The 23941-nt window shown below is 42.8% G+C and carries 22 protein-coding genes and 1 tRNA gene; 8 read left to right on the forward strand and 15 right to left on the reverse strand.

Translation table 11 applies throughout. The features are described 5' to 3' along the window. Positions 1-13 precede the first annotated feature (13 nt). Positions 14-478: an RDD family protein gene (locus tag A391_RS0113165; protein ID WP_019899854.1), complete on the forward strand. Its 465-nt coding sequence runs from the start codon at positions 14-16 to the stop codon at positions 476-478. Between the two features lie 545 nt (positions 479-1023). Beyond that, entirely contained in the window at positions 1024-1455 is a 432-nt protein-coding gene (locus A391_RS14385) for a hypothetical protein (RefSeq protein WP_157261365.1), read from the forward strand. A gap of 499 nt (positions 1456-1954) precedes the next feature. Here A391_RS14385 and A391_RS0113175 read toward each other — a convergent pair whose 3' ends face one another. Continuing rightward, positions 1955-3439, reverse strand: a complete 1485-nt coding sequence (locus A391_RS0113175) for a cobyric acid synthase (protein ID WP_019899856.1) — start codon at positions 3437-3439, stop codon at positions 1955-1957. Positions 3440-3471: 32 nt separating this feature from the next. Between A391_RS0113175 and cbiB the strand changes: the two genes are divergently transcribed. Continuing rightward, entirely contained in the window at positions 3472-4377 is a 906-nt protein-coding gene (gene cbiB / locus A391_RS0113180; protein ID WP_019899857.1) for an adenosylcobinamide-phosphate synthase CbiB, read from the forward strand. Further along, positions 4370-5344 carry a threonine-phosphate decarboxylase CobD gene (gene cobD / locus A391_RS0113185; RefSeq protein ID WP_019899858.1) on the forward strand — a complete coding sequence of 325 codons (975 nt, stop codon included), beginning with the start codon at positions 4370-4372 and terminating at the stop codon, positions 5342-5344. The genes cbiB and cobD overlap by 8 nt, the downstream gene beginning before the upstream one ends. 72 nt (positions 5345-5416) lie before the next feature. Here cobD and cobC read toward each other — a convergent pair whose 3' ends face one another. From cobC to cobT, 3 genes are read right to left on the reverse strand one after another with little or no spacing between them, the layout of a single operon-like run. Next, positions 5417-5983, reverse strand: coding sequence for an alpha-ribazole phosphatase (gene cobC, locus A391_RS0113190; protein ID WP_019899859.1), 567 nt, complete (start codon positions 5981-5983; stop codon positions 5417-5419). Further along, positions 5980-6786 (reverse strand): adenosylcobinamide-GDP ribazoletransferase, encoded by an 807-nt coding sequence (locus A391_RS0113195; RefSeq protein WP_019899860.1) that lies wholly within the window; start codon positions 6784-6786, stop codon positions 5980-5982. The genes cobC and A391_RS0113195 overlap by 4 nt, the downstream gene beginning before the upstream one ends. A 29-nt stretch (positions 6787-6815) precedes the next feature. Beyond that, entirely contained in the window at positions 6816-7889 is a 1074-nt protein-coding gene (gene cobT / locus A391_RS0113200; protein ID WP_019899861.1) for a nicotinate-nucleotide--dimethylbenzimidazole phosphoribosyltransferase, read from the reverse strand. 195 nt (positions 7890-8084) lie between these two features. On the opposite strand from cobT, the gene A391_RS0113205 reads away from it, so the two are divergent. Next, positions 8085-8160 (forward strand) — tRNA-Phe (locus tag A391_RS0113205). Between the two features lie 19 nt (positions 8161-8179). On the opposite strand, the gene A391_RS0113210 is transcribed toward A391_RS0113205, so the two are convergent. The 3 genes from A391_RS0113210 to A391_RS0113225 form a co-directional block, all read right to left on the reverse strand. Beyond that, the gene (locus A391_RS0113210) at positions 8180-9250 is read right to left on the reverse strand and encodes a tyrosine-type recombinase/integrase (RefSeq protein ID WP_019899862.1); all 1071 of its coding nucleotides are present in this window, start codon (positions 9248-9250) and stop codon (positions 8180-8182) included. Positions 9251-9458: 208 nt separating this feature from the next. Beyond that, a complete protein-coding gene (locus A391_RS0113220; RefSeq protein ID WP_019899863.1) occupies positions 9459-10775 on the reverse strand; it encodes a hypothetical protein in 1317 nt (438 codons plus the stop codon). Between the two features lie 100 nt (positions 10776-10875). After that, entirely contained in the window at positions 10876-11787 is a 912-nt protein-coding gene (locus tag A391_RS0113225) for a hypothetical protein (protein ID WP_157261366.1), read from the reverse strand. A gap of 122 nt (positions 11788-11909) precedes the next feature. Here A391_RS0113225 and A391_RS0113230 point away from each other — a divergent pair, with 122 nt between their 5' ends. Continuing rightward, positions 11910-13328 carry a KAP family P-loop NTPase fold protein gene (locus A391_RS0113230; RefSeq protein ID WP_019899865.1) on the forward strand — a complete coding sequence of 473 codons (1419 nt, stop codon included), beginning with the start codon at positions 11910-11912 and terminating at the stop codon, positions 13326-13328. A 354-nt stretch (positions 13329-13682) separates the two neighbouring features. Here the strand turns inward: A391_RS0113230 and pqqA are convergent, their stop codons facing one another. After that, the gene (gene pqqA / locus A391_RS14730; RefSeq protein WP_019899917.1) at positions 13683-13754 is read right to left on the reverse strand and encodes a pyrroloquinoline quinone precursor peptide PqqA; all 72 of its coding nucleotides are present in this window, start codon (positions 13752-13754) and stop codon (positions 13683-13685) included. A gap of 204 nt (positions 13755-13958) precedes the next feature. Here pqqA and A391_RS14060 point away from each other — a divergent pair, with 204 nt between their 5' ends. Further along, complete coding sequence (locus A391_RS14060) at positions 13959-14444, forward strand: DUF3429 domain-containing protein (protein ID WP_019899866.1); 486 nt, start codon at positions 13959-13961, stop codon at positions 14442-14444. On the opposite strand, the gene A391_RS0113240 is transcribed toward A391_RS14060, so the two are convergent. From A391_RS0113240 to A391_RS0113275, 7 genes are all read right to left on the reverse strand, one after another. Continuing rightward, complete coding sequence (locus A391_RS0113240) at positions 14434-15606, reverse strand: MalY/PatB family protein (protein ID WP_019899867.1); 1173 nt, start codon at positions 15604-15606, stop codon at positions 14434-14436. The two genes, A391_RS14060 and A391_RS0113240, sit on opposite strands and share 11 nt — an antisense overlap. A gap of 65 nt (positions 15607-15671) precedes the next feature. Continuing rightward, a complete protein-coding gene (locus A391_RS0113245) occupies positions 15672-16658 on the reverse strand; it encodes an L-histidine N(alpha)-methyltransferase (RefSeq protein ID WP_019899868.1) in 987 nt (328 codons plus the stop codon). Next, the gene (gene egtB, locus A391_RS0113250; protein WP_019899869.1) at positions 16655-17908 is read right to left on the reverse strand and encodes an ergothioneine biosynthesis protein EgtB; all 1254 of its coding nucleotides are present in this window, start codon (positions 17906-17908) and stop codon (positions 16655-16657) included. The genes A391_RS0113245 and egtB overlap by 4 nt, the downstream gene beginning before the upstream one ends. A gap of 44 nt (positions 17909-17952) precedes the next feature. Further along, on the reverse strand, positions 17953-18234 hold the full coding sequence (locus A391_RS0113255; protein WP_019899870.1) for a DUF427 domain-containing protein: 282 nt from the start codon (positions 18232-18234) through the stop codon (positions 17953-17955). A 152-nt stretch (positions 18235-18386) separates the two neighbouring features. Then, the gene (locus A391_RS14065; protein ID WP_232416180.1) at positions 18387-18716 is read right to left on the reverse strand and encodes a hypothetical protein; all 330 of its coding nucleotides are present in this window, start codon (positions 18714-18716) and stop codon (positions 18387-18389) included. Between the two features lie 459 nt (positions 18717-19175). Continuing rightward, positions 19176-20189, reverse strand: coding sequence for a zinc-dependent alcohol dehydrogenase family protein (locus A391_RS0113270; protein ID WP_232416181.1), 1014 nt, complete (start codon positions 20187-20189; stop codon positions 19176-19178). 134 nt (positions 20190-20323) lie between these two features. After that, positions 20324-21880, reverse strand: a complete 1557-nt coding sequence (locus A391_RS0113275; RefSeq protein ID WP_019899874.1) for a sensor domain-containing diguanylate cyclase — start codon at positions 21878-21880, stop codon at positions 20324-20326. A gap of 377 nt (positions 21881-22257) precedes the next feature. On the opposite strand from A391_RS0113275, the gene cptA reads away from it, so the two are divergent. Continuing rightward, entirely contained in the window at positions 22258-23940 is a 1683-nt protein-coding gene (cptA, locus tag A391_RS0113280) for a phosphoethanolamine transferase CptA (protein WP_019899875.1), read from the forward strand. Position 23941: the final 1 nt, after the last annotated feature.

A 23941-nucleotide genomic window follows, 5' to 3' on the forward strand; every position in this document is an offset into this window, starting at 1 on the left:
CAGGAAAATAAAAATGGAAGAACATGATTACGAGTATGCCGGATTTTGGATTAGAACGGGCGCAACCATTATCGATACTATATTGTTAATGCTTATCACTTTTCCAATACTCCTTTCCATTTATGGCTGGGCTTATTTTGACAGTTCGCAAACTGGCATTTTTGCTGGTCCAATGGACTTTCTATTAAGCTGGGTACTTCCAGCAATTGCAACCGTCTTGTTCTGGTTAAAAAAACTAGCAACGCCAGGAAAAATGGCTGCTTCTCTAAAAGTAGTAGATGCAAAAACAGGGCTAACTTTATCAGTTGGTCAGTCAATAGGTCGTTATCTCGCATATTTTATATCACTGCTTCCACTTGGTCTTGGCTTTATTTGGATAGCATTTGACAGCAAAAAGCAAAGTTGGCACGACAAATTAGCAAACACTGTTGTTATAAGAGCAAAAAATAGTGGTTTATCTCCTGTTAAGTTTGAGTAATAAGCCCAACAATAAACAACACCTTGAATGTTAGCTAGAGATAAGTAGGGTGGCAACTTGTTGCCCACATAATGAATCAAAAATTTATTCCGCGTGGGCATACATGCCCACCCTACAAGACTGGTGTCTATGTGTTTGTAATGTGCCATGGTCGCTCACATCGCAATTTAGATGTGTCATATTGACCCATGCGCGTTATACAGGCAAGATGCTTATATGATACTTTTTATACAGCTTCGTTAGGTCTCTCGGTGAACTGATTGAGCACACTCCAAAAGCACCTCGAAGAAGACTTGGCAACGCTGCATGAGCTTCTATACACGAAGGGGCCTTTACCACCACGCCACGTGCGTTCAGTAGCTTCTGCCATTGTTAGAAAATGGCTGGTCGAAGGGGCTCTTAACAAGTTGGCGCATGAACTGTCCGTAAAGTTCGAATTAGTCGCGTACGGAACGAGTGCAGTATTCGATGCTTTGCCAAATGCTCCGGAGGTAAACTTCTTCCTTGCTGGGGGCGTCAACCTAAATGGATTGCCTATCAGATCTATGTACGCATCTAGGGCGCCTTACACTGGTAATCCCCCAATACCAGTGGATACGCCTGTTGAGTTCTTTCCCCCAGGAAAGTATTTGGGGTCTAAGCGCATATATTTTGAGGGGAACTCATTCTCCGCAGAGCAAATCATCACTTTCGTCGCAAACAAGGCTGGTGGTGTTCACTTGGACCTGCGCAGGGAGAAGCCTTGGCAGGAGCAGCTAGAGCAAGCTGCGGCATACATGACCTTCGGCAACCCCAACAATGAAACCAAGCGGAGAATTGTGGAGCTTGGTGAGCCGGGAGGTCCTTGCATGCTGGTGCTTCCTAAAGAGAGGGGTAACATCTGGAGCTGCTTGGAAATTGAGATGTTGTCGGCAGCTCAGGCTCTACTGAATGTTCGCTGTAATGGCGAGAGCTTAATAATCTGGGGCGAGACCTAACCATTCGTTGCAGGCGCGACGGCCCTGACGGGCCGCGGCCTGAACTCAAACGTTAGGAGTATATGAGTACAATTAGTGCAATCTTTTTCTACATCGCCATTCCTATCGGGTTCGGTGGGTTATAGGCGCTCATATTAAAACCAGACCGTTGGTTCCACTCCATACTAATTGGCCTAGCTATCATCTTCTCAGGAATGACGAATTTATATTTTCAACTCCAAAATGACTCTTTCTTATCTTTTAGTGACGCCATGACTTCTAGTGGCTTTGTAGCATCTTTCGGTTGGGGTCTAGTTGCCCAAGGAATTGTCACATTTCGCAGAGAGAAAAAGCTCGGTAGGTTGGGCTGAATGCAATGAAGCCCAACAATAAACGGCACCTTGAATGCTGGGCTTCGCTACCGCTCTGCCCAACCTACAGCCTATAAAAGCGAAGAGCGCAATATGCGTCGCCACATAACTGAAAGCGCGAACCATCGAGCGTTAGCGCTAAACAAATACTAAATATAGGCGCCTAGTACTTGCCAATCTAAATGCTGCTCTACACAGTCAGCTAACCGATTCAGCTCGTCGTTTTTAAGCTGCTCATAATCAAAGTGCTGCTCCGTCTGCAAGCCTGCCCATGCCAACCAAGCCGCGCATGCTTCTTCGTGGTCAAACAAGCCGTGCAAATAAGTGCCAGCAATTTGATTATCTTGCGAAATAGCACCTTCTGGGCGACCTTCAAGATAGAGTGCTGGCGACTTCAGTGCTGGGCCAGTCGTCACCCCCATATGAATTTCATAACCAGTTGCTTTTGCATCTGCAAAAGCTAAATGACCTGATATTTGTTTCAGTTGCTTGATTTTCTCCAAGCTTGTTTCCATCTCTAACCAACCAAACCCACGGCTAGAGCCAGCATCCCCTTCTATTGCATAAGGGTCATGGATATGTTGGCCAAGCATCTGAAAACCGCCACAAACACCTAAGACTTTTCCGCCGTATCGTAAATGGCGAGTGAGCGCTTGCTCCCACCCATTAGCCTGCAAATACTCAAGATCACCGCGTACGTTCTTACTGCCGGGCAATATCATCAGATCAGCAGGTGGGATATCTTCGTTAATTTTAACAAACTGAAAATCCACCTGAGGATGCAAACGCAGTGCATCAAAGTCGGTGTGATTACTGATATGAGGTAAAACAGGAACAATGATTTTTATTCGGGCACCACGTACACTAGCCTCGCCAACAACGTTATCGCTTGCTTGCTGATGCTCAGAGGGCTGAGACTTGGGCACAGAATCCTCTGCCTCAATATGCAAACCATGCAAATACGGCAACACGCCCAATACGGGTTTACCAGTTTCTTGAGTTAGCCAATCGAGCCCAGGTTGCAATAATGTGATATCTCCACGAAAGCGGTTAATCACAAAGCCAACTACACGTGCTCGCTCGCTTTCAGAAAGCAAGGCCATGGTACCTACAATGTGTGCAAATACACCGCCTCGGTCAATATCTGCGATTAAAATCACTGGGCAGTCTACCGCCTCAGCAAAGCCCATATTGGCAATATCGCGATCACGCAAGTTAATCTCAGCTGGGCTCCCTGCCCCTTCTACAATCACGCAATCATATTGGCTTTGTAACCGTTGGTATGACGCTAAAACTGCTCGCATGGCTGTCGGTTTATAAGCATGATAACCTACCGCCTCCAGATTACAGACTACTTTGCCGTGAATAATTACTTGGCAACCCGTATCTGAATTAGGTTTGAGTAACACGGGGTTAAAATCGGTATGCGGCGCCAACCCACAAGCTTGCGCCTGCACCGCTTGTGCGCGTCCAATTTCACCACCATCTATTGTTACCGCTGAATTTAACGCCATATTTTGTGGTTTAAATGGCGCAACACGCATGCCTCTGCGATACAATACACGGCACAATGCCGCAACAAGGGTGCTTTTGCCCGCATCGGACGTTGTGCCTTGAACCATTAATGTTTTCATACCCAGATTATCTCATAATACCGTGCATCGCTATGGCAGCAGTGCTGCTTGATTTTATTATAGGCGAGCCGCGCCGTTTCCACCCTTTGGTTGGGTTCGGCTGGCTGGCTAACAAACTAGAAGCCTGGCTTAACATTGCAAACAAAACAAATAATGCTAAACAACGTTGGGTAGGCATGTTTGCATTGGCTTTGCTGCTTACACCGTTTATTTTACTAGCCTATTGGCTATGCCATATTCCCGTTTTCAGCATTGTGGCAGATACACTGCTGCTGTATTTTGCCATTGGTCACAAAAGCTTGCACGACCATGCCCGTGCAGTAACGCGTGCACTTAGCAACCATGACGAAGCCTCGGCCAAAATCGCAGCATCGTATATGGTAAGCCGCGATTCAGCGGCAATAGAGCCTGTGCCAGCTACAGTAGAATCTGTGCTTGAAAATGGTAATGATGGTGTATTTGGCGCATTATTCTGGTTTTTTATTGCAGGGGGCACAGGTGCATTATTGTTCCGCTTGGCCAATACGATGGATGCCATGTGGGGTTATAAAACACCGCGCTTTTACTATTTTGGCTGGGCAGCGGCAAGGCTGGATGATGTCCTAGACTATATTCCTGCGCGCCTCAGTGCGCTTACTTATGCAATACTTGGCAATACGAAACTAGCATTAAACTGCTGGAAAACGCAGGCACCACTCTGGGATAGCCCCAATGCAGGGCCAGTGATGTCAGCTGGGGCTGGTGCGCTAGGCGTGCAGCTTGGTGGCGCAGCACGTTACCAAGGTGAGTGGCATGAGCGCCCGATTCTGGGTGCAGGCGAGCCACCTATTGCAGGAGACATAGAACGTGCGCTTAAACTGGTCAGGCATGGCGTGTACCTCTGGCTGTTAGTGATGCTAGTCGTTAGCATATTCATTAGATTGGTCGGCCATGCTTGAACATGGCGGCAATTTAAGCGCTGCGGTAACGCGGTATGGAATACCATTAGAAAACTGGCTGGATCTATCGACAGGCATTAATCCCAACCACTATCCAATTGCAGATATTCCACCTCACCAATGGCATCAACTACCCAATGACGAAGATGGCTTGGTTAACATCGCCGCCAATTATTACGGCTGCCAATCTTTGCTGCCCACCAGCGGCTCTCAAGCGGCTTTGCAAGCACTGCCTACGCTTAGGTCTTTAGGCACGATTGCCATGCTCAAGCCCATGTATCAAGAACATGCCTATGCATGGCAACGCTACGGGCATCAAGTACTAAGTTTTAATGACTTAAATGACGAACATATCCTAAACAAGGCCGACGTGGTGTTGCTTTGCAATCCAAACAACCCCACAGGCAAACAATTCTCCGCTCAAGCGCTACTTAGTTTACATGCAAAGCTTGCCAACCGTGGCGGATGGTTAGTGGTGGATGAGGCCTTCATGGATGCAACGCCAGAACACAGCATCGCACTGCACTCGCATTTAGACGGCTTGTTTGTATTGCGATCACTTGGCAAGTTTTTTGGGCTAGCTGGCGCGCGAGTTGGGTTTATGCTCGCCGCAGACGAGCAACTAAAAAAGCTACAGGAATCACTGGGGCCGTGGACATTAACAGGGCCAAGCAGATTCATTGCTAAACAAGCATTGCAAGATAAAACATGGCAAGAAAACACACGCATCACTTTAAAAAGCAGTAGTAAACGTTTAGAAACGCTACTCAGTCAATACGGCTTAAAGCCAACTGCGGGTACAGCCTTATTTCAATACGTGATGACAGCGCAAGCCCAAGTTCTACAAGAAAGATTAGCAGCGAAAGGTATTTGGGTCAGATTATTTAAAGAACAGCCCGCTCTCAGGTTTGGCTTACCCCATGACAGTGGCTGGCAGCTATTAGAAGGCGCGCTAAAATTACTTTAGTGGCTTAAAGATTCTGACGTTGTATATCTATTACAGCTAACACTTATACGGCTAACACTTAGCGGTTAACACTTAGCGGTTAACAAAGTGGATTCTAGGGACAGGATCACTCAATGTGATCTGCGTGACACTTGCATGATCAATCACCAATCTAAACAAACCCTTTAACGGCATATTCAGTGCATCAGCCAACATCGCACGAATCACACCGCCATGCGTGACCACCGCGACATTTTTTCCACGTAAGCGATCACTCACTTCCTCTGTGAATGTTTTAGTTCGGTTGTATAACTGGGTAAAACTTTCACCATTAGGTGGTGACAAATGTGCATAGTCATGCGCCCAAGTATCAAATACTTCGCGCGGTATGCTATCCCAAGGCTGCATTTCCCAATCACCAAAATGCAACTCTTTTAGTCGGTCATCAACCTGCATCTCACCTAAGTTAAGCGCGCGTGCTAACTTAGTACAGCGTTGCAATGGGCTTGCAAATACCGCATCAAACTGAATACCATCCAACTTTGATAGTAAGGCGCTGCACTCTGCCTCAAAATTGGCAGAAACATCCACATCACTCTGCCCATAACAAACCCCTGATGGAATATTAAGGGATGTATGCCGAATCAGATGCAGATTCATATTTGCTGAACCCAAACGAGCAAGCCCAAATAAAATGCTAACTCGGTCATTTGTTGCATTGCACCTAAACAATCACCCGTATAGCCGCCAAGCCAAAGTTTGATTTTATTGCGCCACCAAATCCAAGCAAGTACAACTGGCGTTAAACAACATGCCGCCAACCACAGCCAGTCATTCACATTCAGCATCACAGGAGAAAAGTTAAAATAAAGTAACGGAATAGGCAGCGTGCCAAACAACACCGCAACGAGCAAATCTCTAGCCTGTACTTTAGTAGCAAGCGGCTTAGCTTTACCATCGTCTTTTACATAATTTAAATCCGCCATCACAAACAATGCGCACAAACGGCTAAGCGAGTGCCCCACCACTAAAATAAATGGTAAAAAGTAGGCAGGCAAGGCATTGAGCACTTGGTACTTTGCAAACAACATAAAAAACAGAGCAATCGCACCGTAAGTACCAAGACGCGAGTCTTGCATAATCGCCACGATTCGCTCTTTATCCCAACCGCCACCTAATCCATCCGCGCTATCTGCCAGCCCATCCTCATGAAACCCACCAGTGATATAAATCGTCATCGCCATACTAATCAACACAGCAATGCTATGTGGCAACACTTTGCTAGCTAATACAAAAGCACCCGCACCAATCATGCCGACAAAAATCCCCACTAACGGGAAATATTTAGCCGACCGATTCAAATCATCAGGATGAAAGTCGCTAAACACAGGGACTGGGATACGCGTAAAAAAGCCAACCGCTAACAACATATAGCGTCGCTCGTTACGCAAGAAATTAAACATGGAGTGTCCTCATCACTGGGCGACCTTAATCACGGAGTATCTTTAGTGCTCACACCAGCACTTTCAAACGAGGCCATTTCATTGATAAAATTAACCGCAGCCTGCACCAATGGGTAGGCCAAGGCCGCGCCTGTTCCCTCTCCTAGACGCAAACCAATATCCAGCAAAGGGGTTGCTTCAAGATGCGCCAACAAACGACGATGCCCAGCCTCGCCAGAACAATGCGTAAATACACAATATTGCAAAATATTAGGTTGCAATTGAGAAGCCACTAACAATGCCGATGTTGCAATAAAGCCATCAATCAATAGCACCGAGTGTTGCTCAGCCGCACCTAACATCGCCCCTGCCATCATCGCAATTTCATAACCGCCAAACGTTGCAAGTACGTCCAGTACGCTTTCACCTCGCATATGATGAAAATCGATAGCCTGCCTAAGAACAGACAGCTTTTGCGCTAAGCCAGCATCGTCCAACCCAGTTCCGCGGCCTACACACTCATCAATAGGGATTCCACACAACACACTCATTAAACAACTAGCCGATGATGTATTACCAATGCCCATCTCGCCAAAACCGAATACATTGCATCCAGCCAGTGCCTCCTGCCTTGCCAAAGAAGTGCCTGTCGCAAGTGCCTGCTGACATTGTGCAGCAGTCATTGCAGGCGCCTGCAAGAAATTAGCAGTACCAGCCCCCACTTTGGCGTGAATTAAATCAGTGCTTGCATCAAAATCATAATTAACGCCAGCATCAATCACCCGCAACTGCATATTGTTCTGCCGCGCAAATACGTTAATCGCAGCACCACCCTGCAAAAAATTAAGCACCATCTGCGCAGTCACCGCTTGTGGATAAGGGCTAACACCTGAGTTCACTATCCCATGATCACCCGCAAACACCAACAAAGTTGGGTTAGACAATTGCGGCGCCAACGTTTGCTGAATCAACCCAAGCTGTAATGCAATCGCTTCTAACTGCCCTAAAGCACCCAATGGCTTGGTCTTATGATTTATTTTATCAACTAGCGCAGCCTTGAATGACTGATCTAATGACTGGAGATTTGGCAACCCGATATTTGGTAAATTTGTGTTTAAATTCATGGAGAAAGATTTTACATGAGAGCAACCGAGATAACACCACAACTCTATACAAACTTTCAGATTAAAATCAGACAAACTTCCGCATTAAAAATAAATATGCATAAATTGAAAATATTTTTTGTCAGTTCATTATTTAGTTGCTATAATGCGCGGCTTGCAAACATTAAACCGAAGTTTGCAAGTAGTAGTAAGGAAGGCCGGGTAGCTCAGTCGGTAGAGCAGCGGATTGAAAATCCGCGTGTCGCCAGTTCGATTCTGGCCCCGGCCACCAGAATTTATAAGGGTTTAGCTTAGGCTAAGCCCTTTTTTATTTGGTGAACGTGACTAAAACGTGACAATTCAATCACGTTATCTTCTGAAGCCAAAAAATCAATCCGACTCGCTGCATTTGCCAAATGCTCAGTAGCAAACTTAGCGTATCGATCAACCATTGACCGCGTTTTCCAACCCCCTAGTTCTTTCAGTTCATCACAACTGGTGCCAGCCTGACGATGCCAAGATGCCCAAGTGTGACGCAAGTCATGAAACCTAAAGTCTTCTAATTCTGCTTTCTTTAACGCTGTAATCCAAGCTGAGTTCGTAATGTTGTAACGAATCGGCTCACCGTTATAGGTAAAACAAAACTTCGAATGCTTTCCGACTTGCTCCTGAAGAACATTAACAGCACTTCTATTTAATGGAACCCCTCTCGGTGTACCGTTCTTAGTTTGATTTAACCAAGCAGTGTGTCTACTTAAATCCACCCTACTCCATTCCAAACCAAGAATTTCCCGAGCACGGCATCCCGTCGCTAAAGCAAATTTGACCACAGCCGCCAAATGATCAGGACAAACAGCAATTAGCTTATCCGCCTCATCCCTAGTCAACCATCGATCACGCTCTACCTCACCCGACAACAAACGAATTTTGGGGATATGATCTATCCATTGCCATTCATCACGAGCCATACGCAATAAACCGCGTAATGTCGCTAAGTAACGATTCACGGTTGCAGCTTTATTCCCCTTTTTAGATTCGCCTTGAATGACCGACCAAACCACGTCACCGTTAATCTGGTTTAACATCAAGTCGCCCAAATAAGGATGCAAATTACAACAAATCCGCTTTACGTCACGATAGCTTCTGAGCGTTGCTTTAATTTCGAGATACCGAACAACGGCTTCTTTCCAAGAGCGATGGGGCTTAATCCCAAAATTCACTTCCTTATACGAATCCAGCTTTAATTTAGCTAAATACGCTTCGGCTTGCGCTCGGTCTTCAGTCCCAGAACTCTGGCGTACTCTTTTGCCGTTTGAGAGTGTTGCATTGATCCACCAATAGGGCGAATCACCTCTCTTGTAGACTCCGGTTTCACGGGCCATATAAACTCCTCTCCGGCCCGCCCTCGCTGCTTATATTCCTCCAACCAAAGATCCAAGTCAACTTTGTCATATACCAGACGGCGACCAAACTTCACCGCTGGAATATCAAGTTCACTCAGGAGCGTGACACCTATCCCTAGGTAACACGCAGCTTCTTCTTTAGAAAGACAACGGACAGCAGGCAAGGGCAGATCGTTATCTTTCATTGTTATTCACCGTTAGAGGCTTTGTTATAGGCTTCACGCATAGCGCGTACTTCTTCATCGATATAGGCTTCGTTGATCTCAGCGTTAATATCAATCGTATTAAAGGCTTTGGCTTTTATGCTGACCTTTTCTTTGATGAGTGCTTCAAAGGTCGTGCCTTTATTCATCGATTGGTTATTAATGTGATGCCCTAAGTCTTCAAAGAAGGGGTGAATCGCTAACTCATAGTCGGTGTAACCTTCAGCAGCCATCCATGTGGTTAATGCACTAAAAGCACGATCTAAGGCAGCTTCTTTATTGGGTGCGCGTGTGGTGTTAAAACGGGGTTGTAATGCACCTCCGTTGGTTTCCCAATCTAGCGAAGAGAGGGCAGCCCATAAAGAATGGATAGGCCAGCGTGAGCGTGTTTGATCAATATGATTAGGAATAGACAGCTTTAACCATTCTGTTGTGGCGTATGACCATAAGCCGTTAAGGTTGGCTAATACTTCAGTGAGTTTAGACAGGTTCTTTTGTACTAGAAATTGACGCTTAAATTCAAACTCTAAACGCCAGATCGGTTCACCTTGTTGCCAGTTAGCTTGTTCCCATAACGGGAGTAAATAAAACTTCTTACTTTTATCAATCTCGAATAACTTGTCATAAAGACGACCAGCAATGACGCCACCTAAACCAATCGCCCAGCCAGTGAAGTGACCATCGATAGAATAAGCATTGATAGACTCTGCATGAGTGACCCATGCTTCACGATGCCATGACTCCATATCTTGATGTGAAACAAAATCGACAAACATATCAACACGACTCACGTTTGCGGTTGATTCTAACGCGCCTAGCTGTGACAGTATCGTGGATAGACGGTGTTCTGCATCTTTTGGGGATAAATGGGTTAGATATTCACTAGAAAGCTTTACATAGGCCATTGGCACAGCTTTATTCGGGCGTGATAACTGAATACGAAAGGCGTTATCTTCCAGTACATAACTAAACATGGAAGTGCCTTTGTCTTTGACCTCAAATAGATGATCACCTAGTTTGAGTTGTGCTTTGGCTTGCTCTTGAGGATTGTCGGACTGTGCTTGCTTCTTTAACTGGATCAGTTGCTCATGAACTTCTGGGTGTAAATTACCTTGATAAGACAGATATAAACTATCTATACCCCATCTTAAAAACTTAACTTCACCGTGATTAATGCTGTTATTAGTAGCTGTGTTACTAGGCACCGCTACTGCATCACGGTCTCCGTCCTCCACGCTGACGCGTGTGCGGGCGGGATCCCGTGATGCAGTTTGGTTGTGTTGTGTATCTGGCTTTGTCATATCCATTCCTTAGGAATTTACCAGCGTCCCGTTTTGGTTACTGGAATGGATATCTATTATTTACATCTAAAAATTTAACTCCATGCAGTGAAATCTAATTTCAGTGCATTGACACGCCGCCTGTCTTTTGATATCTGCGATATTGAGCAAGACGCTTTGTAACTGCGTTTGTATCAACTATGCTGTGCTGCCAACGATCCAGTTTAGCTGCATCACAAAGATCAAGAATCTCTTCATGCGAAAAATCATCTAACCAAGACATTACATCCAACATAGCAAAGACGACGTATAGCCCAGGAAGCTTTATCTGACTGATTAAATTTGGTCTAGCTTGATACCTAGCAAGCTCTTTAATAAACTCTTTTTCACCTTCTAGCTTAGCTCGCTTAATGCGCTCTACAAAATAGGGGTGATGATCTATAAGGTTTCTATCAACCTTAATAGCTTTAAATAAAGACTCGTCATCACCTTGTATTGCTTTTGGGACTAACGAAACCATACTTTCACCATTTGTCATGACCGAAAATAGATTATGTATTGATAAAAAAATATGCATGAGAAGATATTGTGCTCTTTGAACTTCTGCCTTCTTACGTTCATTATCCATTGACTCAAAAGCAGTTCTTGCAGCATCGATTTCTTCTTGACTCTCAGGCCACTCAGGTAATAACTTATCAAAATAGTCTAGAGGTTCATCTAGAATCTCTTGGATAATACTTTCACATTCTTTTTGTTGCTCTTCTACAGGAATAGTAGCTAACTCAGAATTCCATTCCTTTAGCCCATCTTTGCCCATTAAAAAAAGCATTAGGCATGTATCAATTGTCTTTTGGTCTCTATACAAGGTGACATATTGATTGATATTGAGATTGTTTTTAGCTTGAATCAATTTATCGGGCAAAATTAACCAACCATGTGCATCAGCCTTAAACTCCATAAAGAAATCAACATACTCAGGGGCTTGCCTAGTAATTATCTTGATTACTTGAGATTTTGAAGGGCGGATTTTCATATTATTTTAAATAAAAGCTCACAAGTGATGTTTACCATTTCAAAGTATAGTTATAAAAACATTTATACAAAAATAAAATCTAAGTCACAACAAACAACCAACCATAAATAAGACTCATAACTATGAACAAAGATAAAAATACCTGGAATGACGATAAGTTAGATAGACAAAAAGAAGCTGAATTCATAATCTCATATTTAACAGCTATATATAATGAAAGCTTGGAAGACATCTCTAGTAAATCATTTGTTCTTAGTTTGGACGCCCCATGGGGATACGGTAAATCTTACTTTCTAAAAAAACTAAAAGAAGATTTAGAAGATAAAGATCACCCGGTGTTGTATTTTGACGCTTGGGAAAATGATTATTCAAAAGATCCATTATTAGGTTTCATTTCAGAGATCGAGCAAACTTTAAATACCTACAAATCTAAAATTCCCCAAGGGGATAAAATAGTTGAAAGCTTTCTAAAACAAGGCAAAAGGATTTTAGCTACAGCTACTGGAATTGGAGTAAACATTTTAGCTAAAAAGCTAACGGGGTATGGGCTTGAATCAATTAAAGAGCAATTTAGTGCTAGCTCAAATGATGCTTTAACTGAGGCGAAAGATAGTATAGACAAAAAATCAGAAGAGTTTGTTAGTGAGATTATCCAAAAATCTTTAGATGATCATAAAGAATTTAAAACTCTTGTAAGCGAATTAAAACTTACTCTTGAAAAAATAACATCCTCACTTCACGATAACGCAAATTACTCTTTGCCAATGTTCATTCTTGTTGATGAGCTAGATCGGTGTCGACCCACATATGCAATTGAGCTACTTGAAGTTATTAAGCATATTTTTAATGCAAAAGGTATTTTCTTTATATTAGCAACAAATAAAGAACAGTTAGCGCATTCAATAAAAGCTATTTACGGTGATTCATTTGATTCATACAATTATTTAAAGAGATTTTTTAATCAAGAATATACATTTAGCATTCCTAGCAAGACAAAATATGTTGCTGAACTATTTAGTAAATACCGTATAAATAAAGAGAACTTATTCATTCCAATTGACGGAAAAATCAATAATACTGAGCATATAGAGCAGTTCTTATTCGAAAAGCTTTCAAGCGCTTTTGAGCTTGGATTAAGAGATATGGAGCAAATATGTATACAGTTAAAATCAATAATGTTGACATATAAACATAACATTCACTATGTCTATTTACTTTACATATTGATGATCGGATTTAAAAACCAAAATAGCGATCAGATAGATTTAAATGAATTTAATAAACTCATTGTTATATGCCAATCGCGGATAGACCATTGGCATCATGAACCTCGCGAGGTGCCATTTCACTCTATAATTAACTTTTATCAGCAGTGCGCAGCGGTCTCCAAACAGGCCGCAAATAAACTATATAACGATCATCTCGAAACTTACCAAGAAGCAATTCTCAATTCGTTAACATCCGAAAAAATTGACTATAATGAGCTATTTTCAATAGCTCATTACAATTTAATATCTAAGCAAGCAGGACATATCAGCTAAGCATTAATATTAAAAACTCTATTTTATCTATCAGCTGTAGCCAAATTTCCTCTAAAATTTTGCATCCGATATTTAAATGTCTATATAGGACTTTCGTGACAATTTTGTCACGTTCCGACGAGTTTAAACGAGTGAAGGCGGGCCTAAAACAATATATTAATGATGATTTTTAAAGTTGAAAATCCGCGTGTCGCCAGTTCGATTCTGGCCCCGGCCACCATCTAAATCAAGCTCACTTTAATGTGGGCTTTTTTTATGCATGTCAGTGTTAATCTACAGCCGCTAACATCAACTCAACGCCATCAATAAAAAGGGAGCTGACGCTCCCTTTTGTATGTATATTCCTGTTAAGGATTATTTATTCATTACGTACATGGTTACTTCAAAGCCAAAACGCATTTCTGTCGCTGCTGGTGCTGTCCACATAATAAGTCTCCTGTATTTTGATTGTTAAACAGACTATATGTCTTGTTCGTGTGATAGATTATGCACTCATGTAGAATTCATATCCTGTCACTGTTCATGAGTGTTTACTCAGTAAAAACATGAATACAACATAATGAAGTATGAGCATGATGGGTTTTGCACGGCCAACATAATAAACAAACAACACCCTTGATTTAAACCGCTATGAAAAAACACTATTTTGCAACAACGCCAAAATTGCTTGGGTACTTTGGGCTACTGCCTTTTATTGTACCCACAGTATTCTTGTTTTTTGATCATACCCATTTTGATATGTGGCGTCACTTTTTACTCACTTACGGAGCAATTATTCTGAGCTTTGTGGGCGCTTTGCATTGGTCATTCGCTATGTTGCTACATGAGTTGCCCATTAACAAACAACGCTGGTCATTTTTATGGAGCATTGTTCCGTCTCTAGTCGCATGGATATCGCTATCAATTCCAAAGTTTCATGGATTCATTCTACTTACCGTTTTCTTTGCGATCGCACTGATACGGGATAAGCATCTGTTTAACAATGTAGATTTACCGGCTTGGTATATGCCACTGCGTAGAAATTTAACTGTAGCAGCAATGACTTGCTTGCTAATTGCAGCATACTTGATGAATGGAAAACAATATTCATCGCTTCCTGCCTCGTTTACTTTGTAAAAGATTGCAGGGCAACGGCCATGCGTTGCAACGCTGTTGTAATAAGTGATCTAGGCGCAGCGATATTCATGCGCATAAAGCCACTACCTGCCTCGCCAAATAACTTGCCAGGGCTTAAGCCTACGCCGGCTTGCTGAATAAAAAACTGTTTTAATGCGGCATCATCCAAGCCCAGCTCGCGGCAATCAAGCCAAATTAGATAAGTGCCTTCAGGCACGATGGCATGCACTCTGGGTAAATGCTCACTGACGTATGCAATGACGAAATCACGGGTTTGCTGCAAATACCCTAACAGCGCATCCAGCCATACATCGCCATGCTGGTAAGCAGCTTCAAACGCCACCATGCTGAATGGGTTGGCTGCACTGACATGCATACGCTCGAACACTTTGGCCAGCGCTTGCCTTTGCGTCGCATCTGGAATAATCAATGCGGATAAATTCAGCCCGGGGATATTGAAAGTTTTGCTCGGAGCCACTGCTGTGATGATGTTTTTACTGTGCTGAGATAGAGGTTCCAGCACTTGGTGCTTGGCAGGTGCATATACTAGGTCAGCATGAATTTCATCGGCAAAAACTATTAACTGATATTTCTCGGCAATAACGAGCAGCTGTTCCAGCTCATCTTTACGCCACACCCTGCCCACAGGGTTATGCGGTGAACACAGTAACAGCATTTTTGCACGCGCGGCGCAAGCTTCGAGGTGTTCAAAGTCAATATGGTATTGATTATTTTCAAAATGCAGTGGATTTTGTATCAGGCTTCTGCCGCTATCAGTCACCGCTGAAAAAAAAGGGAAATACACCGGCGGCTGCACAATAACTGCATCTGTGGGCTGCGTAAACGCCATCACCGCCGCATTCAGCGAAGGCACCACCCCCGGGCACATCAGTAACCAGTCACGCTCAACGCGCCAGCCATGACGGCGTTCTAGCCAATCGATCAGTGCTTGATAAGTATTTTCAGGGAAGATGCTGTAGCCATAAATGGGATGACTAGCGCGTTGTAGCAAGGCATCGCTCACGGCAGGCGGCGAAGCAAAATCCATATCTGCCACCCACAGTGGAATAACATCATCCTGACCAAACATCGCCTGACGGCCATCATATTTCAGGCTGTTGCTATGGTCACGACTCACAAGCTGATCAAAATCTTGTTGCAAAGAGCTCTCCGGGTTTATGCATCAATGGTTATCAAGTCACTACAACAGGCCATGTCGTGTGAGCATTAGCTTTTTTGTACCTGCCACAGCGCATCGATAAAGAAATTCTGAGCATCTGTAAAATGCGCTTCAATTTTAAAACCAGTCTGGCTGGCAAGCGCATGAATCTCTGATTCTGAAAACTTGAATGATGACTCTAAATGCAGTGCTTCAAACTTCTCAAAGTGAAAATATTTTTCCAGTGCCGCAATGTATACATCCTGATCGTGCAGAGAGATGATATAGCTCTCCATGGCGCCTAATGACGGATTATAAAACCCATAATGCTTGAATTTATCCATCTCAAAATCTGCGCCCAGCTCCGCATTCATACGCTTGAGCAAGTTCAGGTTGAAGGCTGTAGTCAATCCACCAGAGTCGTTATAGGCTTTATTGAGGATATCGGTATCTTTTTTGAGGTCGTAGCCAATCAACACATGGTCGTTAGCGTTAAGCGACAGCCAGAGTTTTTTAAGAAACTCCTGCGTTTGTGCTCTATTAAAGTTGCCGATGTTAGAGCCCAAAAATAACACCAGCTTTTTATTACTGGAGATTGTTTTAAGTGAATTAAGGCCATGAAAGTAATCTGCCACGATGCCATGAATATTCAGCTGCTCACTTACTGTCAGATTTGCACCCAGCAAGCCCATGGCTTTTTCAGAGATATCAATCGGATAAAAGTTAACTTTAGTGCCTTGCGCTAAAAAGCTATCGATAATTAATTTACTTTTATGTCCGTCTCCTGCTCCCAGCTCAAGAATATCAATTTCAGCCTCATTAATCGTGGCCGCAAGCGACGCGCCAAATTGCTCTAAAATTGAAAACTCGGTTTTAGTCAGGTAATAGTCCTGATGCTGCGAAATCTTTTGAAATAGTTCACTCCCGGCATCATCATAAAAATACTTTGCTGAAATAGTTTTGGGCTCACTACTTAAGCCCATTAGTACATCAGTGGTGAACGCTTCTCTGTTCTGCGTGAACTGATCCACTTCGATTAAATTGGTAATTTTCAAACGATATCCTTCGCTAATCTGATGCCTGAAAACATCCAACGCTGCTGTGGTTGATAAAAGTTTCTGTAACTATGTCGATAATGCTGATCTGGTGTTGCAACACAACCACCCCTTAACACAAACTGATTACACATAAATTTGCCGTTATATTCGTTTAAGATGCCATCAAAAGCTTTAAAACGCGGATAAGCCGAATATTGGCTACTGGTCCAGCACCAAACCTCACCGTACACATTGTGCGTATTGTTAGGATGTAGCAATGCGGTATCAGAAAACCCTATCGCCAGTGGTGCCTGATTTAAAAACACCTCTAACTCCTGCTCTGTAGGTAACCTGAGTTTATTCCAGTTGGCAAACGCATTCGCCTCGAAATAACTGATGTGCACTAAGGGCCGGTTCAAACCCAAAGGTATCAATCCATGAAGCGTGTATTCATGCCACTCACCGTCAAGGCATGACCAATACAGAGGCTGCTGAATACGGTGCTGACTCACCCAATCCCAGCCCTGACTCAGCCAATACTCAGGCTTGGCGTAACCGCCATCTTCAATAAATGCTAAGAATTCACCATTGGTGACCAATGCATGGCTGATAGCAAACGGGTACAAATAATGCTGATGCGCAGGCTTTTCGTTGTCGTAGGCAAAGCCTGCCGCATCGTGGCCAATTTGGTACAGCCCTTGTGTAAACCCCGACCAGCCATGAATTGGCTCAGGTGCAGGTGGCAGCGTTTGCACAGCATATTGTGTATCTACGACATTGCTCGCAAGTATGAATTTAATATCCATATATAGCAGCTCTTGATGCTGCTGCTCATGATGCAAACCGGTTTCAATCAAGGATTTCATTTCATCCGTGAGTACATGCTCATTGATCAATTTTGCAAGATTTGCATCCACATAGCGGCGGTATTCAATAACCTGATTTACCATAGGCCTCGACAAATTACCACGGTCAGCCTGTAATGTATGTGCGCCTAATGCCTTGTAATAAGAATTAAACAAGCTGCTGTATTGCGTATTAAAACGGCTGTAATCAGGGCAGAACCTGACCAGAAGCAATTCCTCAAAAAACCAAGTGGTGTGTCCAAGATGCCACTTCGGCGGACTTACATCTGCCATCGGCTGCACAGTGTAATCCTCGGTTTCGATAGCACTACAGATTTCAAGCGACTTGCTTCTCACCATCTGGTATTGATGGAGCAACTGCTGTTGCATATTATCAGCTGTTAGCGTTAATGCATGATTCATAAAACGTTAGTCCCTTGTCTATCACAATGACTGCTGACACTATATTAACTGCTTACTTTTACACCCTTCCAAAACGCAACATGATTTTTGATATTTTCTGCTGCCTTGAGCGGAGTTCTGTAAACCCATGCCGCATTCGAGTTTTCCTGGCCATTGACTTGTATGGAGTAATAATTGGCTAGCCCTTTCCAGCCACAACTTGTGGTGTGCTGCGTCTCAGTAAAATACTCTGGCTTGATACTAATGATGGGAAAGTAATGATTTCCTTCCACAACGACCGTATTGTCTGACTCAGCAATCACAACATCATTCCAAATAGCTTTCATAATAGACCCTTAATCCACAGACTTAATATTGATGTGCAGTAGGTAAGTAGCATACGACTAAATAACGTAAGGCATGGACAAGTGATATTAGATACTACACATAAAACTGGTCAACATGATTACTTAAATACCGTCACTAAGTACCACGCTCTTTAGATACTGTTATTTTTAGCTTTGTATTGATCGTGAATACTTTTATAAACCGCCTCAATCTCCTGCTGCTCCTCCTTATCAAGCATACCATCGCTATTTGCATCAATATGTTGATAGGTTTTCTCGGTATTAGCAGAGTCGCCTGAGAGGTACTCCTGCAGACTGATACTGCCATCTTTATTGGTATCAAAATGCGCTATACCAAAGCTAGCGTGGCCCATGTCTTCGCATTTGCTACCGTTAGCTGCACCATGCTGGTTTGCATGGGATAATGTGGATAAGGAAGTAGACAACAACGTAAAAAGTAATAAAGATATTTTTTTCATCATAGGCACCCTAATATATAAGTTGGTTCGTCTGGCAATGATGAAGATAAGTTCAATGATGTTGTGTGAAGTTGTAATTATTTAAGTAGTCTTTTTGCAAGAAATTGTTTAGTGATCATTTAACTATTGGATTGATACTAGAAAACCTAACATCAACGCCATGTTTGGTGAGTCACACCGACCGCTGATAGAGGGCTAAATCACAAATAATATCAGTCAGTCAAAAGAGTTGTGAGTCCGAAAAGGCTGCTCAAAAGTCAATGGACAGCAGTTACATCAGCCAACAAAGAATAATGTTTCATAGCGATGAAGCTAGCTGCTGTCGGCTGCCGAAATCAGCCAACTGAACTCATCGACATGAAACAGCAGGGGCTAAGTACGGCCTGAGATGCGATTGACAGAAGCTAAACGACACAAGCATAGAGTTACACGAGTACATCAAACCACAGGACCTTGGATATTCTACATTTCTAAGCATATTTTTCCAAAGTGCTTGTTCGTCTCCTGGTACCTGAAAGCATCAACAATACGCTCAAGTGGGAACACCTTATCTATCACTGGGCGCATCTTACTTGCATTAATGGCTCTTACCATCTCTTGCTGCTGAGTGCGGTTACCTACAATTAAGCCTTGCAAACGGAGCTGCTTAATCAGGGCAGTCACAATAGAAATTTCACCGCCTATGCCCGTTAGAATACCAATCACGGAAATATGCCCACCCACGCGCGCTGCTAACATTGATTGATTGATGGTTGCTGGCCCGCCTACTTCAACCACATGATCTACCCCGCGCCCGCCAGTCATTTCGCGGGCCAACTCGCCCCAATTTGCGATCTTTTTGTAATTGATAAGATAGTCAGCGCCGAGTAGCTTTATTTTCTCTAGCTTCTCATCACTAGATGATGTTGCTATGACGGTAGCTCCAGCCATTTTTGCAAATTGCAACGCAAAGATTGATACGCCTCCTGTGCCTTGCACCAAGACAGTGTCACCTGGTTTAAGAGCACCATCTGACATTAACGCACGCCATGCAGTCAAGCCCGCCGTGGTGAGGGTAGAAGACTCCACATGGCCCCAACCTTTAGGTGCGTGCGTAAACGCGTTAACAGAAGCGGTCACCGCTTCCCGCGCATAACCGTCCACCCCGTCTCCTGGGGTTGTGGCAAACCCCTCAACCAGTGGCTCACCCGCCAACCAAGTTGGAAAGAATGTACTCACGACATGGTCACCGAGAGAGAACTCTGTCACCCCTTCTCCAATTGCAGTGACTACACCAGCACCATCCGCCATTGGAATTCTGGGCTCAGTCGGCCCCCACATTCCACTGACCACAGCAAAATCATGATAATTAAGTGAGTTGGCATGCAGTCGCACACTAATTTCACCCACTTTTGGCGGTGCTGCATCTCGAGTGCCTAGCGTCACTTTGTCGTAGCCACCTCCAGTTTGAAGAATGATTGCCTTGTTTGTCATCATAGGTCCTTTACTTGAGTCGCTAATCATTGAGGTTAATATGCAGCTTTCGCAGTCAACAAGTTTACAGTGTTGCGATTTTCTAAGTGAGCAACGGCTCTAATAGTCTCAAAGACTTGAGTATTAAAATAGCTTAATTAAGCGCAGACCACTCGGTTCTTACCCGCACCCTTTGCCAAATACAAAGCTTTATCGGCTGATAATAATAATGCATCAACATTATCATGCCAGGGTGCCAACGATGTAATACCGATTGATACTGTCATGTGAAGGCTAGTATTGTCATTAATCGAGATTCTAGTCTGCGCTACTACCTCTCTTAACCTTTCTGCCACCTCAATAGCATAATCAACATCCGTTTCTGGCAGGACGACTGCAAACTCCTCCCCACCCAGTCGCCCTATGATGTCAATTTCACGCAAAACATTACGGCATATCAAGGCGACTTGTGTCAGTACAGTATCACCAGCCTTGTGCCCGTAAGTGTCATTAACATGTTTAAAATCATCAAGATCCAGCATCAGCAAGGATAGCTTTTTTTGGTAGCGTTTCGCGCGCATCAACTCACCTTCAGACAGCTCAACAAAATACCTTCGATTATTCAAGCCTGTTAAATAATCGAAATGCGCTTGAGCAAGCAACTGCGTTTCTAGTAGCTTTCTATCTGAAATATCTCTAGCCGCACAATAAACAACCTGCTGGCCATTACGTGTCAAAGCATTTGCACTAACCTCAACATTCAAATGCCTGCCATCTCGACAACGATGAACCGTTTCAAAAATCATTTTTTGCGCGCTGTCTCGAACTCGACGGGCGTATGAGTGTAACAACACATCCTCCAACTGGGTGTCCCAGTCCTGAACATGCAACTGACTAATTACACTTTTATCAAACTGATGCATTTGCAAAAAGGCATCATTAGCGTCTATGAGCAATCCGTTTTCGTCAATGATATAAATACCATCGTTAGCGGTTCTTAGTGTCACCTCAAGTTCACGATGCTGTTGTTCGGCCATCGCAACTGCAGATTTCAACTCGTGCTCACTCACTCTGAGCGCATGCTCATCACGCTCCCATGTCATTAAGAAAAGGCTAATCACCAGCAAAATCAAGCAAACAATGCTACACAAATAAGTGATTGTGTTTAATGGATCCGCCACTGTAAGAGTAGGTACCGTATAGCCTTGCGATAAAATCAAAGCTCTTGAAACCAATATGCATGACTCAATGAATGCGCTTGCTGCAAATATATATTTGCCACGCCCTACAATTAGACGGTTATGCTGTGCAACAAAATAAAGTAACAATAAGCCTTGAAATCCAAAAACTGCGCACCCTATGATGATTCTTAACGCTAAATAATCAAGTAGTAAAGAGAAGCTGACTGCAATGAGTAAAACAGGGCTCCAGATTAAAAGCCTAGGTGCCTGACGTCTTAAAAAATAGAATAATCCTTCAGCAAGAATAGCGAAGATTGAAGAAATAAAGACATTCGCACCCACGATGCTGATCAAGTCACTTACTTCACCTCGCAAACTATAAAAAACAAAGGCCAAACCATGTAGTGCAAAACTTGTCGACCATAGCATCAACTCTGGCTTTTTACGATACCCTGCGCAGGCAAGCGCGATGGACAACATGAAGCTAACAGTAATAATGACTAGAAAAAGTGTCGGTACATGGGCCTGCATCATGTTTTAAAATGTTTAAATAATTATTGAGAATTTAAGACTAAAAGCATTATATATGCTTGACTTGTAGCACACTCATGATGCATTTGATTTTAAATAAAAGCAATCGCCGCCCAACGATTTCTGTCGTGCTCATAAATCCATCAACGCCTTGACCAGCTAAATCAACAAATCCATATCCCTGCAATTTTTGTATGGCTTCACCTGCAGTTCTTGCAGGTTATCCGTCATTTTATAGAAAAAATCAAACGCATAAAATCATATCCAATTGATTTAATTAACATTAAATCATTAAGCGACAAGTGGTATGTAAATTGCGATCAGTGTGAGGAATGTTTTTTCGACTACCACTTAAATCACACTTAGAAAGCTAACCTCTTTTGAATACAACAAACCAAAAAGCCTCAATTTGGCCTCATATTGCTTGGACATACCTACTTTTTTGGTACCTCACTAGTACAACACAACTTCTACTATCCACCTCAGGCATCACTTCGTTTGAAGGGTTAAAAGACACGACTTTAACGACTGTCTTTTGGCTGATTCCAATATTTTTATTACCTAACCACACTAAAAAAGTAAGTGCTATTTTTGGGGTGGCTATTTGGCTATTCGCCTTGCCTGCTTTTGGATATTTTTTAATTTACAAGCAAGAGCTTTCACAAAGTTTAATTTTCATCATTTTTGAATCTAACAATGCTGAATCATCAGAGTATCTGAGTAATTATTTTACATTTTCAATATTATTCAAGTTCATCGTTTTCTCGATTATCCCAATATTGATATGGAAGAAGATTCCAGATCGTTTGGATATGTCTAGTAAGAGAGGCTACATTTTTGCACTAATCATCCTGGTGCTATTTTTTGCACATCCGATTAGAAAAGCTGTTATCGCAGGAAAAACTAGTGTTGCTTACAAAAATTTAAACAAGCACTTAGTGTCGGCTCCACCATGGCAGCTTATTTTGGGGTATTCAAACTACCAAAGAGAATTAAAAGAAGTTGAATCATTTTTAATGGCGTTCAATCGGTCAACTCCTTTAAGTAACTTTTCTGAGCTTAAAAAACCTTCGCCCACGACCGTAGTGATTGTGATTGGAGAATCATCAACTCGCTTGCATTTTGGTCTATATGGCTACCATCGTGATACCAACCCAAAACTTAGCACAATCAAGGATGAGCTTTCTGTGTTTAAGAATGTTTACGCTTCAAGACCGAACACGATAGAAAGCTTGGAGCAGATATTAAGCTTTGCAGATCAATCACAACCTGATTTATACAAAACAAAACCCACATTAATTGCCATGATGAAACAAGCGGGTTACAAAACTTTCTGGATTAGTAATCAGCAGACACTCACTGCAAGAAATACCATCTTAACCACTTTTGCAAAACAAACAGACAAACAAATATGGCTCAACAATGCACGCTCTCAAAACTCATACAGTTTTGATGAAAAAGTACTTGATCCGTTTAGTGAAACGTTAAAAGATACTGCAGAGAAAAAGTTGATTATTGTGCATTTAATCGGTTCGCACATGTCTTACAAATATCGCTACCCAAAGTCATTTGATTATTTCAAAGACAGCAAAAACTTATACGCTGGGTTGTCTGAAGATAAAATCCAAAAGATTAATGAATATGACAATGCAATACGTTATAACGACAGCATTGTGTATGATCTGATTCAAAGATTAAAATCAACTAATCAGCACAGCATGCTTACATTCTTTTCTGACCATGGTGATGACGTCTATGATTCAAACAATCATGAGTTTCAAGGTAGAAACGAATACTCACCAACATTGCCTATGTATGCCGTTCCGTTTATCACTTGGTCCTCTAAAGATTGGTTTACTAACGACCTACTGAAAAACCCTGAGATTTTGGATAGACAATATAGCAATGCAGATTTTATTTATACGTGGTCTCAATTAATGGGGATAACGTACAAAGGCTTTGATCATGCGAAAAGTATCGTCTCTAGCAAGTTTAAGGACTATCCAATCATTGTTGGTAACCCCTATGATGCAAAGTCACTCAAGAAACTAGAAATCAATTAAC

Origin of the sequence: Methylotenera mobilis 13 (assembly GCF_000384255.1) — a bacterium.
In the GTDB taxonomy this organism is placed as follows: Bacteria; Pseudomonadota; Gammaproteobacteria; order Burkholderiales; family Methylophilaceae; genus Methylotenera; species Methylotenera mobilis_B.

Bases quoted from the DNA above. Each gene is read 5' to 3' on its own strand.
- A391_RS0113165 (WP_019899854.1), top strand. From the start codon at position 14: ATGGAAGAACATGATTACGAGTATGCCGGATTTTGGATTAGAACGGGC.
- A391_RS14385 (WP_157261365.1), top strand. From the start codon at position 1,024: ATGTACGCATCTAGGGCGCCTTACACTGGTAATCCCCCAATACCAGTG.
- A391_RS0113175 (WP_019899856.1), bottom strand. From the start codon at position 3,439: ATGAAAACATTAATGGTTCAAGGCACAACGTCCGATGCGGGCAAAAGC.
- cbiB (WP_019899857.1), top strand. From the start codon at position 3,472: ATGGCAGCAGTGCTGCTTGATTTTATTATAGGCGAGCCGCGCCGTTTC.
- cobD (WP_019899858.1), top strand. From the start codon at position 4,370: ATGCTTGAACATGGCGGCAATTTAAGCGCTGCGGTAACGCGGTATGGA.
- cobC (WP_019899859.1), bottom strand. From the start codon at position 5,983: ATGAATCTGCATCTGATTCGGCATACATCCCTTAATATTCCATCAGGG.
- A391_RS0113195 (WP_019899860.1), bottom strand. From the start codon at position 6,786: ATGTTTAATTTCTTGCGTAACGAGCGACGCTATATGTTGTTAGCGGTT.
- cobT (WP_019899861.1), bottom strand. From the start codon at position 7,889: ATGAATTTAAACACAAATTTACCAAATATCGGGTTGCCAAATCTCCAG.
- A391_RS0113210 (WP_019899862.1), bottom strand. From the start codon at position 9,250: ATGGCCCGTGAAACCGGAGTCTACAAGAGAGGTGATTCGCCCTATTGG.
- A391_RS0113220 (WP_019899863.1), bottom strand. From the start codon at position 10,775: ATGACAAAGCCAGATACACAACACAACCAAACTGCATCACGGGATCCC.
- A391_RS0113225 (WP_157261366.1), bottom strand. From the start codon at position 11,787: ATGAAAATCCGCCCTTCAAAATCTCAAGTAATCAAGATAATTACTAGG.
- A391_RS0113230 (WP_019899865.1), top strand. From the start codon at position 11,910: ATGAACAAAGATAAAAATACCTGGAATGACGATAAGTTAGATAGACAA.
- A391_RS14060 (WP_019899866.1), top strand. From the start codon at position 13,959: ATGAAAAAACACTATTTTGCAACAACGCCAAAATTGCTTGGGTACTTT.
- egtB (WP_019899869.1), bottom strand. From the start codon at position 17,908: ATGAATCATGCATTAACGCTAACAGCTGATAATATGCAACAGCAGTTG.
- A391_RS0113255 (WP_019899870.1), bottom strand. From the start codon at position 18,234: ATGAAAGCTATTTGGAATGATGTTGTGATTGCTGAGTCAGACAATACG.
- A391_RS14065 (WP_232416180.1), bottom strand. From the start codon at position 18,716: ATGATGAAAAAAATATCTTTATTACTTTTTACGTTGTTGTCTACTTCC.
- A391_RS0113270 (WP_232416181.1), bottom strand. From the start codon at position 20,189: ATGATGACAAACAAGGCAATCATTCTTCAAACTGGAGGTGGCTACGAC.
- A391_RS0113275 (WP_019899874.1), bottom strand. From the start codon at position 21,880: ATGATGCAGGCCCATGTACCGACACTTTTTCTAGTCATTATTACTGTT.